This window comes from Kitasatospora sp. NPDC048722, from assembly GCF_040650235.1.
GTDB lineage: Bacteria > Actinomycetota > Actinomycetes > Streptomycetales > Streptomycetaceae > Kitasatospora.
Genome location: NZ_JBEZGX010000045.1, coordinates 70,901 through 81,113, shown reverse-complemented (window position 1 = coordinate 81,113; position 10,213 = coordinate 70,901). Strand labels below are relative to the sequence as shown.

11 protein-coding genes are annotated in these 10,213 nt (G+C 74.0%); 7 read left to right on the top strand and 4 right to left on the bottom strand.

Features of this window, described 5'->3' with window-relative positions; translation table 11 throughout:
• Positions 1–259 precede the first annotated feature (259 nt).
• The 4 genes from AB0C76_RS29025 to AB0C76_RS29010 all read left to right on the top strand — a co-directional run bounded on the left by AB0C76_RS29025 (position 260) and on the right by AB0C76_RS29010 (position 3,506).
• Positions 260–940 (top strand): DUF6445 family protein, encoded by a 681-nt coding sequence (locus tag AB0C76_RS29025; protein WP_359971249.1) that lies wholly within the window; start codon positions 260–262, stop codon positions 938–940.
• Between the two features lie 95 nt (positions 941–1,035).
• Entirely contained in the window at positions 1,036–2,097 is a 1,062-nt protein-coding gene (locus tag AB0C76_RS29020; RefSeq protein ID WP_359971239.1) for an NAD(P)-dependent oxidoreductase, read from the top strand.
• Positions 2,098–2,199: 102 nt separating this feature from the next.
• On the top strand, positions 2,200–2,850 hold the full coding sequence (locus AB0C76_RS29015) for an HAD-IA family hydrolase (RefSeq protein WP_359971238.1): 651 nt from the start codon (positions 2,200–2,202) through the stop codon (positions 2,848–2,850).
• A 32-nt stretch (positions 2,851–2,882) separates the two neighbouring features.
• A complete protein-coding gene (locus AB0C76_RS29010; protein WP_359971236.1) occupies positions 2,883–3,506 on the top strand; it encodes a TetR/AcrR family transcriptional regulator in 624 nt (207 codons plus the stop codon).
• Between the two features lie 204 nt (positions 3,507–3,710).
• On the opposite strand, the gene AB0C76_RS29005 is transcribed toward AB0C76_RS29010, so the two are convergent.
• Both AB0C76_RS29005 and AB0C76_RS29000 read right to left on the bottom strand, forming a co-directional pair.
• The gene (locus AB0C76_RS29005; protein ID WP_359971234.1) at positions 3,711–3,980 is read right to left on the bottom strand and encodes a hypothetical protein; all 270 of its coding nucleotides are present in this window, start codon (positions 3,978–3,980) and stop codon (positions 3,711–3,713) included.
• Between the two features lie 117 nt (positions 3,981–4,097).
• Complete coding sequence (locus AB0C76_RS29000) at positions 4,098–4,733, bottom strand: endonuclease (RefSeq protein ID WP_359971232.1); 636 nt, start codon at positions 4,731–4,733, stop codon at positions 4,098–4,100.
• 103 nt (positions 4,734–4,836) lie between these two features.
• Between AB0C76_RS29000 and murQ the strand changes: the two genes are divergently transcribed.
• A complete protein-coding gene (murQ, locus tag AB0C76_RS28995) occupies positions 4,837–5,769 on the top strand; it encodes an N-acetylmuramic acid 6-phosphate etherase (protein WP_359971230.1) in 933 nt (310 codons plus the stop codon).
• A 26-nt stretch (positions 5,770–5,795) separates the two neighbouring features.
• Here murQ and AB0C76_RS28990 read toward each other — a convergent pair whose 3' ends face one another.
• Together AB0C76_RS28990 and AB0C76_RS28985 are read right to left on the bottom strand one after the other, a co-directional pair.
• Complete coding sequence (locus tag AB0C76_RS28990) at positions 5,796–6,308, bottom strand: isochorismatase family protein (RefSeq protein ID WP_359971228.1); 513 nt, start codon at positions 6,306–6,308, stop codon at positions 5,796–5,798.
• 60 nt (positions 6,309–6,368) lie between these two features.
• Positions 6,369–7,007, bottom strand: a complete 639-nt coding sequence (locus tag AB0C76_RS28985; RefSeq protein ID WP_359971227.1) for a TetR/AcrR family transcriptional regulator C-terminal domain-containing protein — start codon at positions 7,005–7,007, stop codon at positions 6,369–6,371.
• A 125-nt stretch (positions 7,008–7,132) separates the two neighbouring features.
• On the opposite strand from AB0C76_RS28985, the gene AB0C76_RS28980 reads away from it, so the two are divergent.
• On the top strand, positions 7,133–8,407 hold the full coding sequence (locus AB0C76_RS28980) for an MFS transporter (protein ID WP_359971225.1): 1,275 nt from the start codon (positions 7,133–7,135) through the stop codon (positions 8,405–8,407).
• Positions 8,408–8,588: 181 nt separating this feature from the next.
• Complete coding sequence (locus AB0C76_RS28975) at positions 8,589–10,004, top strand: hypothetical protein (RefSeq protein WP_359971223.1); 1,416 nt, start codon at positions 8,589–8,591, stop codon at positions 10,002–10,004.
• Positions 10,005–10,213 lie beyond the last annotated feature (209 nt).

Here is a 10,213-nt window from a genome sequence, read left to right as displayed (position 1 = left end):
CCCGAGAGATCTACCGAGTCCTGACCACGCCCAGCACACCGAGCACCACCACCGAGCAGCTCACCATCGCTGCTTGACATCCATAAGAGCATCCGGGCCGGACTCGACCACCCACCGGAGCGCCGCCCGACCACGAAGGGACGCGCGCCCGGCACCGACCCGAACGCCCGCACCCAGATCCCCGCTTGACGAAAGGTTGACCTGTTCACGGCAGAAGGTTGACGCCCGCCGCCCCTATCGTCGGCCCATGCCCATGCCCATGCCCGCACAGCCCATCAGGCCGACGGCCCTGCCGGTCCTCCCCTACCGCAAGCCCACCCGCGGCCGGGACTTCTGGGTCCTGGACAACGTCCTGCCCGATCCGGACGCCGTCCGCGAGCGCGTCCTGGCCCGCGGCGACTGGACCGAGGGCTACCCGCACCGTCCGGAGACCTGGCCCGGCCTGCGCACCATGCCCGGCCTGGAGCCCGGCGAGCTCGCCCGCGTCGAGTCCCAGGTCCGCAAGGCCACCGGTGCCTCCCGGCTCTGGGTCCAGAGCACCCCGGGCGGCGGCACGCTCAACCACAACTGCGTCCAGGTCGTCGGCGCCGGCGAGTCGGAGTCCCGTCCGCACACCGACTCCCGCGCGCTCTGCCGCTACGCCGCCGTGCTCTACCTGAGCCCCGGCGCCCCCAAGGACGCGGGCACCAGCTTCTACCGGCAGCAGTTCCCCGGCGGCCGGCTCGGCGGAAACCTCGTCAACGCGCCGCACAACAACCTGGTGGAGGCACTCGGCACCCGTCACGTGCCCGCCGACCACTTCACCGAGGACGTCCGCGTCCCGAACCGCTACAACCAGCTGCTCCTCTACCACGCCAACCTCATCCACAGCGCCACCACCTACTACGGCACCGACCTGGCGGACCGCCGGATGACGGCTGTCTTCTTCTGGATGGCCTGACGCGCCGCCGGCCGCCCGTCCCGACGGACGGCGCGATGGACGGCGCCATGGACGGCATGGATGGACCACCCGACCGAACGGCACACAACCCCACCATGGATCAGCCGCGAGTCCTCCTGCTCGACGCCGCCCCCGGACCGCTCCTCGACCGCGAACTGGAACGCCTGACCGGCCACCGCCTGGCCGTCACGCTCAACCTCCGACGCGTCGAGGACCGGGAGGCCGCCCGGGCCGCCTGGTCGGAGCGGGTCGAGTTCACCGACCTCGACCCGTTCGACGAGGCGGCCCTGACCGCCGAGTTCCACCGCGGCCCGGGCTTCGACGCGCTCAAGTCCCGCGCGGGCGTGCCCCTGCGCGCCACCTTCCTCTCCGCGGTGACGACCCCCGGACGGCCCCGCCCGCTGCGGGTGATCGGCCGCGCCGGCGCCGGCACCGACCACGTGGACGTGGCCGCCGCGGCCCGGCACGGCGTCACCGTCACCCACACCCCGGGCTCCAACGCGAACGCCGTCGCCGAGTTCGCCCTCGCCCAACTGCTCACCCTCACAAGGGATCTGTCCGCCCACAACGAGAGGTCCCACCGAGGCGCCTGGGGCGCACCCGCGACCCCTCCGCGCGAGCTCTCCGACCTCACCCTCGGCATCGTGGGACCGGGCCTGATCGGCACGGCACTCGCGACACGCGCGTCCGCCCTCGGCATGACCGTCCAGGCGCACGCGCGCCGCCCGGCCGCGCCGCCGATCCGGCACGTCCCGTCCCTCGACGTCCTCCTCGCCACCAGCGACGTCGTGTCCCTGCACCTCCCGCTCACCCCGCGGACGCGCCACCTGATCGGCCGACGCGAACTCGCCCTGCTCCGAACGGGATCGGTTCTCCTCAACACCGCGCGCGGCGGCATCGTCGACGAAGAGGCGCTCGCCGACGCCCTGCGCGACCCCGCCCACCCCCTCGCGGCCGCCGCCGTCGACACCTTCGCCCACGAGCACGCCGCCTTCGCCTCACCCCTGTTCGGCCTGCCCAACGCCCTGCTCACCCCGCACATCGCGGGCATGACCCGAACGGCCATGGCCGAGGCCGCCCTTCGCTGCGCCGACCACGTCGCCGCACTCCTCGCCGGCCGCCCCGAGGGCATCCCGGTCGTCTCCCCCGCCCAGTAGCAGCGCCCGGCCCGCGCCCCGCCGGCAGCCCCCTGTCACGCCCCTGTCACAGAGCGCGCGAACCGCTTGACCCGGCCGGTCCCCGCCCGCCGACAGTGGGTCATGGACGAACGCTGCATCATCCTCGACATCGGCGGCGTACTGGAACACACGCCGCGAACCGGCTGGATTCCCTACTGGGAAAGGGAGTTGGGCCTACCGCCCGGCACCGTCGACCAGCGTCTGGAGGACGTCTGGCACGCCGGCTCGATCGGCGCCGTCGACGAAGCCGAGGTGCGTCGCCAGGTGGCCGCCCGACTGCGCCTCGCCCCGCCCCGGACGGAGGCGTTCATGGCCGACTTCTGGACGGAGTACCTCGGGACGCCGAACGTCGAACTCATCTCCCACGTACGCGGCCTGCGACGCCGGGCCCGGCTCGGGATCCTGAGCAACAGTTTCGTCGGCGCCCGCGAACGCGAGGTGAGCCGCTACCGCTTCGACGAGCTCGTCGAGGACGCCGGGCACATCGTCTACTCGCACGAGATCGGCGTGGAGAAGCCCGACCCGCAGGCCTTCGAGAGGACCTGCACGATCCTCGGCGTCCGCGCCGCCGACTGCCTCTTCGTCGACGACCACGCGCCGAACGTCGAAACCGCCCTGACCCTGGGCATGCAGGCGCACCTGTTCGACGACAACCACCGGACGATCGCCCGCATCGCCGAATTCCTGTCGGCCGGCGGCGAGTTCCGAAGCCGACGACCGATGACCCATTGACGGAGTGAGTACTCACTCCGCATCATGGAGCCATGACCGAGTCCCCTGGCACCCAGCCCGCCCGACGCCGGGCACCCGCGATGGACCCGGAGCAGCGGCGCGCGATGATCGTCGCCGCCGCACTCCCCCTCGTCGTCGAGTACGGCGCGTCCGTGACGACGGCCAAGATCGCCCGGGCCGCCGGCATCGGCGAGGGCACGATCTTCCGCGTCTTCGACGACAAGGACGCCCTCCTCGCCGCCTGCATGGCCGAGGTCCTCGACCCCGACGACACGATCGCCCACCTCGCCGCGATCCCCCTGGAGCAGCCCCTCGCCGACCGGCTCGCCGAGGCCGCCGACGTCGTGCGCGGACACCTCACCCGCATCGGAGCCGTGGCCGGAGCCCTCGTGGCGGGCGGCCGGCTGGAGCGGCCCGGGCCCGGCCCGGACGGCAGGCTGCCCGACCGCGAAGCCGGACTGGCCCGGCCGCGCGCCGCCCTCGCCGCCCTGTTCGAGCCCGACCGCGACGCGCTGCGCCTCAGCCCGGACCGCCTGGCCGACGCGTTCCAGCTGATGATCATGTCCTCCGGCCGCCCCGGCGCCCCCGACCCGCTCACCACCGCCGAACTCGTCGACCTCTTCCTCCACGGCGCCCTGCGGAGTGCCCCGCAGTGACCGGACACCCGGCGACCACCCCGGACCGGGACCGTCGATCACCGCGACGGCGAGGCTCCGCGGCCACCCCCGGGCTCAGCCGGAACGCCCCGGCGAGCCGACCTGCCCCGACACCCCGACGGTCGCGCCCACCCCCGTGAGCGGCGCCGCCGCCGCACGCCCGTACACCCCCGCTCGGCCCTCAGGAGGTGCGGCCCTCCTGGTTCACGCCCAGGGCAGCAACACCGGCCGCGTCCACGAAGCAGCCTCCACGACCGAGGGCGTCACCGCACCGCGCCCCGGCGGCGCCGTAGCGGTGAACGGCTCGTCCGCGTCCTCCAGCCCGACGACCGGATCGCGCGCGGACATCGCCCCGCTCGGTAGGGACAGTTCGGCGGCCGGAAGCGCGACCACGGTCGCGACCTCGTCGTTCGCGCAGGCGTACGCACTGCCGACGGTGCAGAGGCGGTCGACGTCCGGCGGGGGCAGCGGCATGACAACTCGGCATTCTCGTACCGGTCTGCCGGGCAGACGGGCAGACGGGCAGACGGGCAGACGGGCGACGCTCTGGCGCCGGCCTACGAACCATCCCCGACAACCGACCGACCGGCGTCACCCCGCTCCCGGTTCCAGCCCGCCCACCCCCACGTGCGCGAGGCTCGCCCTCGTCAGCGCCGCCGCGAGGCGAGCGGGGTCCGCCAGCGCGGCGAGGGCTGACGGGTGGTCCGGTAGGCCGAGAACCCGGGCCTCCGCCCGGGCGCGCTCGTCGAAGAACGGGCGCAGCGACGGCCAGACCGCCTGGACCTCGCGGCGGAAGACGGCGGAGCCGACCGGCCCGATCCGCGGGAACTCCTGCAACAGCTCGCCGATGCGCTCGGAATCGCCGTCCGCCTCGTCGCGGAGGCGGCGCAGGTCGCCGTGCCAGCGTCGGAGGAGCAGCTCGGCGCCGCCGGCCAGCGCGGTCGCGGTGCTCTCGTCGTACCGCACGTAGTGCGCCCGGCCGAAGGCCGAGATCAGAGTCACCCGGCCGGCCCCGGCAATCCGGCGCGGTGTGTCCAGCCCGTCGGCGTGGAGCTCACGGGCCGCCGCCACGGCGATCCCGGCGCTGATCCGCACCGAGCAGAGCACGGTCAGCACGAGGAGCCGGTACAGCGGCACGGGCGTGTCGCGCAGCGTGATGCCCGCTTCCTCCGCGTAGGTGGTGCCGTGGCGGGCGAGGAGCGCCGCGACGGTCTCCCGTTCGTTCATCGTCCACCTCCCACCCCATCGTCCACCTCCCACCCCATCGTCCACCTCCTACCCCCGCGCGTGCCCGGGTTGGCGGCCGTCACACCCGGGGACGCTGACCGGCATGAACCAGCCCACGCTCCCGACCACCGAAGCGACCCCCACGACCACCGAAGCGACCACCGAGACCGTCCGCCCCGACTGGGCGGGGATCGACGGGCTCCCGACGCTCGACCTCCTGCGCCTCATGAACGCCGAGGACCGGACCGTCCCCGTGGCCGTCGCCGGCCAGCTGGAGCGCATCGCCGCCGTCGTGGACGGGGCGGCCGAGCGGATGCGGCAGGGCGGACGCCTCGTCTACGCGGGCGCCGGGACGGCCGGGCGGCTGGGGGTGCTGGACGCCGCCGAGTGCCCGCCGACCTTCGGCACCGACCCCGGCCGGGTCGTCGGGCTGATCGCCGGCGGTCCGGCGGCCGTCACGTCGGCGGCCGAGGGCGCCGAGGACCGCGCCGACCTCGCCGAGGCGGACCTGGCCGCCCTCGCGCTCACCCCGGACGACACCGTGATCGGCGTCTCCGCCTCCGGCCGGACGCCCTACGCGGTGGCCGCCGTCCGCTGCGCCCGCGCCGCCGGTGCGCTCACCGCCGGGCTGGCGGGCAACCGCGGCTCGGCGCTCGTCGCGGCCGCCGAGCTGCCGATCGAGGTGGTGACCGGCCCGGAGGTCCTGGCCGGCTCGACCAGGCTCAAGGCGGGCACGGCACAGAAGCTCGTGCTCAATCTCGTCTCGACCGCCGTCATGGTCCGCCTCGGCCGTACGTACGGGAATCTGATGGTCGACGTCCGCGCCACCAACGCCAAGCTGCGCGACCGCGCCCGCCGGATCGTCACCGAGGCCACCGGCGCCGCCGACGGGGACGTGCGCCGCGCCCTGGCGGCGACCGACGGCCGGGCCAAGGACGCGGTCCTCGTCCTGCTCGCGGACGTCGACGCGCCGACCGCCGCCCGTCTGCTCGCGGACTGCGACGGCCGGCTCCGCGAGGCCCTCAAACGCGCCTGAGGGATCCTCAGGCGCCCCTGGGAGCCTCAGTCGAACGTCAGCTCGGCCTTTCCGGCGACCGCCCCGAGCCGCGGGAAGGAGTGCGCCACCGGCGCGCGGTGCTCCTCCTCCGTGAGCGCGGTCATCGCGTCCTCGACGAACACGACCTCGTAGCCGAGGTCGACGGCCGCGCGGGCCGTCGACTCGACGCCGAGGTTGGTCGCGATGCCGGTCAGCACGACGGTCTTGACGCCCCGCGTCCGCAGCAGCTCGTCCAGCCCGGTCGCGTGGAACGCGCCGATCGTGCGCTTGACCACGACCTCGTCGGCCGCGGCCGCGACGTCCGCGACCAGGTCGCTGCCCGGCGGCTGCTCGGTGACGTCCGGCCGCTCGACGCGCACGGCGACGACGGGGGCACCGGCCTCGCGGAAGGCCTCGGCCAGTTCCAGCGAGGCCGCGAGGACCTCCGTGCCGGGGCGCGGCGCGAGCGGGTTGGCGACGATCCGGTCCATCAGGTCGACGAGGACGAGCGCGGTGCTGCGGGCATCGAGGGTTCGCATGGCGCTCACGCTAACGGATCTCCCGACACCCGGGTCCGGGCCCGGTCTGCGCCCCCGGAGTCACCGGACCCAACCGGACTCCCGCGCGATCTCCGCACGGAACCCCTCGATCATGACCCGCAGCCCGTACTCGAAGTCGGCGTCGTGGTCGGCCATCCGCAGGACGTCGGCGGCCTCGCGCAGCAGCGGCAGGCCGCGCAGGGCGTCGTCGGCGTAGAGCGGCGTGTCGCGCTCCTCGGCGTCCTGCCGCCAGGCCTGCTCCTCGGTGACCCAGCCCATGACGTACCGGTCGACGGCGAGCAGCAGCCGCAGGGCCGTGCGCGGCCGCAGCCCGGCCCGGCACAGGGCGCTCAACTGAGCCTCGATCGCCGGGAGTTCATCCTCGCTGGGCAGGGTGCCCGCGTGCACGCGCGCACCGTCGCGGTAGGCGAGCAGCGCACGGCGCTTGGCACGGGCGTCGGCGGCGATCCAGTCCGGCCAGCGCTCCGGGTCGGGCGTGCGGTCGGGCGGCAGGGCCTCGGCGAGCATGGCCTCGGCCATGAGATCGAGCAGTTCCCGCTTGTTCTTGAAGTGCCAGTACAACGCCGGTGACTGGACGCCGAGTTCGCGCGCCAGGCGGCGGGTGGTGAGACCGTCGATGCCGACCTCGTCGAGCAGTCGCAGCGCGGTGCGCACCACCTCGTCGCGTTGCAGCGCCATGCCGACCGCCTTCCGAACCCGTCCGCGTCGTTCGCCCGCCTTATTCGCTTGCCCACCAACTTTATCGCCGATAAGGTCGGCGGCGGAATTTATCAGTGATAAGGACAGCATCGAGGACCCCATCCATGCCCACCCCGCCCTGGCTCGACACCGCGCCCTGGCGCTCCTCCCGGGACTTCCGCCTGACCTGGACCTCCGGCACCGTCACCCTGCTCGGCTCGGTCTTCACGATGACGGCGATCCCGCTCCAGATCGCCGACCTCACCGGCTCGCCGCTCGCCGTCGGCGCGGTCGGCGCGGTCGAACTCGTGCCGACGATCGTGTTCGGCCTGTACGGCGGCGTGCTCGCGGACCGCGCCGACCGCCGCACCGTCGCCCTCGTCACCGAGATCGCGCTCGCCGTCCTCAGTGCGCTCCTCCTCGCCAACGCGCTGCTCGGCACGCCCGCGCTGTGGCCGCTGTACGCGGCGGCCGGGCTGGCGGCGGCGCTCCAGGGACTCCAACAGCCCTCGCTGGAGGCGATGATCCCGCGCCTCGTCCCGCACGATCAGCTGGTCGCGGCCGGTGCGCTGCTCTCGTTGCGCTGGAGCGTCGCCGGACTGGCCGGCCCGGCCGCCGCCGGACTGGCGATCGCGACGGCGGGCGTCCCGGTGGCGTTCCTGATCGACCTCGCGACGTTCCTGGTCTCGATCGCGCTGCTCGCCGCGGTCCGCCCGGTGCCGTCCGAACGCGACGCCGAAGCACCGCGATGGCGCGAGTTCACCGAGGGCGCCCGGTACGCGGTCGGCAGGCCAGACCTGCTGGGCACCTACCTGGCCGACCTCGCGGCCACCGTCTTCGCCCTTCCCGCCGCACTCTTCCCCTTCCTGGCAGGGGAGTTGGACGCCGTCTGGGCGCTCGGCCTGCTCTACTCCGCCTCGGCGGCGGGCAGCCTGATCGCCACCACCACCAGCGGCTGGACGGACCGCGTGCACCGGCACGGCCGCTTCGTGCTGCTCTCCGCCGCGGCGGTGGGCCTCGCGATGGTCGGCGCCGCAGCCGCGCCGAACCTGTGGGCCGTCCTCGGGTGCCTCGTCGTCGCAGGTGCCGCGAACTGGACCGGCGACACCTTCCGCAGTGCCATCTGGAACCAGTCCATTCCGGACGAACTCCGGGGCCGAGCGGCCGGGCTGGAGATGCTCATCGGCTCCGCAGGACCGGCCCTCGGCGACCTGCGCGCCGGCGGACTCGCCGCCCGGCAGGGCATCCGCGCGGCACTGCGCACCGGCGGGCTCCTCTGCCTGACCAGCGCCGCCGCCCTCTCCGCCGCCCTGCCCGCCCTGTGGCGCTACGACCGGCGCACCGACCCGCGCGTCCGGGCCGTCCGCGCCGCCGCGCAGGCCGAGGACGCCGCACGGTGACACCGCCGGGCCCCGCCGGGTCGGAAGTTCCGCGCCCGGTCGCCAGTACGAGAACGATTGACGTGAATACGCCGCCCCGGCGGTACAACCGTTGACCCCTTCCCCACCCGGCGCTTGGCTCACTCCGGGCCGGCCTCCGGGGAGTCGAGCGCGGCCCGCCGATCCCAGGGGAGGGACCACGATGAACCGAGCACGCCCGACGCGCCACGTCCTGCGCGCCGCCTGCACACTGGCCGCGGCGGCACTGGCCTGCGCGGCGGCCGCGCCCGCGCACGCCGAGGCGCCCACCGGCACCACCGAGCGGGTGACGGTCAGCGCCCCGGGCTCGCAGCCCAATGGCGCCTCGAACGCGCAGGGCCTGAGCGCCGACGGCCGCTTCGCCGTCTTCACCTCCAGCGCCTCCAACCTCCTGCCCGGCAGCGGCAACGGCCGGACCAAGGTCTTCGTCCGAGACCTGTGGACCGGCAAGGTCGAACGGGAGGACGTCAGCACCGCCGGGGCCGACGCCGACCTCGACTCCTACGAGGCCACCATCAGCGGCGACGGCCGCTTCGTGGCATTCACCTCCTCCGCGACGAACCTGGGCTCCGGCGCCGGCCGCGCCGTCACGGACGTCTACGTCCACGACCGCCTGACCGGGAGGACCGAGCCGGTCGCCGCCGCCGACCCGGCGAAGCCCCAGACCGGCCACTCCGCCGGCACCCCGTCGATCAGCTGGGACGGGCGCTACGTCGCCTTCCAGTCCGACCGCACCGACCTCGCCCCCTCCGGCATCACCCCGCACGGCGGCACCATCTACGTCACCGACCGTCGGACCGGGAAGACCCGTCTGGTCAGCATCGGCGCGGACGGCACCGCGGCCGACGGCTCCTCCGCCTCTCCGGTGATCAGCGCGGACGGCCGCACCGTCGGCTTCATCTCCAAGGCGACCAACCTCATCGCCCAGGACAGGCCCGGCGCCCTCCCCGAGGACGCCTTCGCCGACCGGAGCACCGCCGACGACCTCGCGCCCGGCACCGGCACCAGCCCCAGGATCCTCAAGCCCCGCAGCTACCCGTTCTACGTCCGCGACCTCGACGACGGGCAGACCCGCCTCGCCAGCCCGGACGGCAACGGCGGGTGGCGCGGCGTGGAGAACCCGAGCCTCAGCCCCGACGGCCGGTTCGCGGTCTTCTCCGCCCCCGTCTTCCACGGCACCGGCCCGTGGGACCGTCACTTCGAGGTGTTCGTCCGCGACCTGGAGGAGGGCACCGAGCGCTCGGTCACCGTCGCCCTTCCGGGCACCACGGTCCGCTCCGACGCGTGGGAGGGCCGGATGACGGCGGACGACCGCTGGGTCTACTTCAGCTCGACGGCCGACGACCTCGTGCCCGGGGACACCAACAAGGCGTCCGACGTCTTCCGGTTCGACCTGCGGAGCAACCGCACCGAGCGGGTCAGCGTGGCCACCGACAACTCGCAGAGCACCGGCGGGTCGAGCGCCCCGTTCGTCGACGCGTTCGGCACCACGGTGCTGTTCACGTCGGAGGACGGCACGCTCGTGCCCGACGACTCCAACACGCTCTCCGACGTGTTCGTCCGCAGGTACGGGTTCTGACGGACCGCCCCGTCCGCCCCAGCGGGCCTGCCGCGCGATCGACCGCGCAGCAGGCCCGATCTGTTCACGTCAAGCGAATAGTTCCGGCAACTCTGTTGACTGACACTTTGTCAACAGTTCACCGTTCACGGTCTACCCGCATAGATCGCATGGTGATGGCATGGACACACCGCCCGGCGAAGGAAGCCGGGCCCCACAGGAAGCTCCCC

Coding starts and splice junctions, on each gene's coding strand:
- AB0C76_RS29025 (WP_359971249.1), top strand. CDS start 260: ATGCCCGCACAGCCCATCAGGCCGACGGCCCTGCCGGTCCTCCCCTAC.
- AB0C76_RS29020 (WP_359971239.1), top strand. CDS start 1,036: ATGGATCAGCCGCGAGTCCTCCTGCTCGACGCCGCCCCCGGACCGCTC.
- AB0C76_RS29015 (WP_359971238.1), top strand. CDS start 2,200: ATGGACGAACGCTGCATCATCCTCGACATCGGCGGCGTACTGGAACAC.
- AB0C76_RS29010 (WP_359971236.1), top strand. CDS start 2,883: ATGACCGAGTCCCCTGGCACCCAGCCCGCCCGACGCCGGGCACCCGCG.
- AB0C76_RS29005 (WP_359971234.1), bottom strand. CDS start 3,980: ATGCCGCTGCCCCCGCCGGACGTCGACCGCCTCTGCACCGTCGGCAGT.
- AB0C76_RS29000 (WP_359971232.1), bottom strand. CDS start 4,733: ATGAACGAACGGGAGACCGTCGCGGCGCTCCTCGCCCGCCACGGCACC.
- murQ (WP_359971230.1), top strand. CDS start 4,837: ATGAACCAGCCCACGCTCCCGACCACCGAAGCGACCCCCACGACCACC.
- AB0C76_RS28990 (WP_359971228.1), bottom strand. CDS start 6,308: ATGCGAACCCTCGATGCCCGCAGCACCGCGCTCGTCCTCGTCGACCTG.
- AB0C76_RS28985 (WP_359971227.1), bottom strand. CDS start 7,007: ATGGCGCTGCAACGCGACGAGGTGGTGCGCACCGCGCTGCGACTGCTC.
- AB0C76_RS28980 (WP_359971225.1), top strand. CDS start 7,133: ATGCCCACCCCGCCCTGGCTCGACACCGCGCCCTGGCGCTCCTCCCGG.
- AB0C76_RS28975 (WP_359971223.1), top strand. CDS start 8,589: ATGAACCGAGCACGCCCGACGCGCCACGTCCTGCGCGCCGCCTGCACA.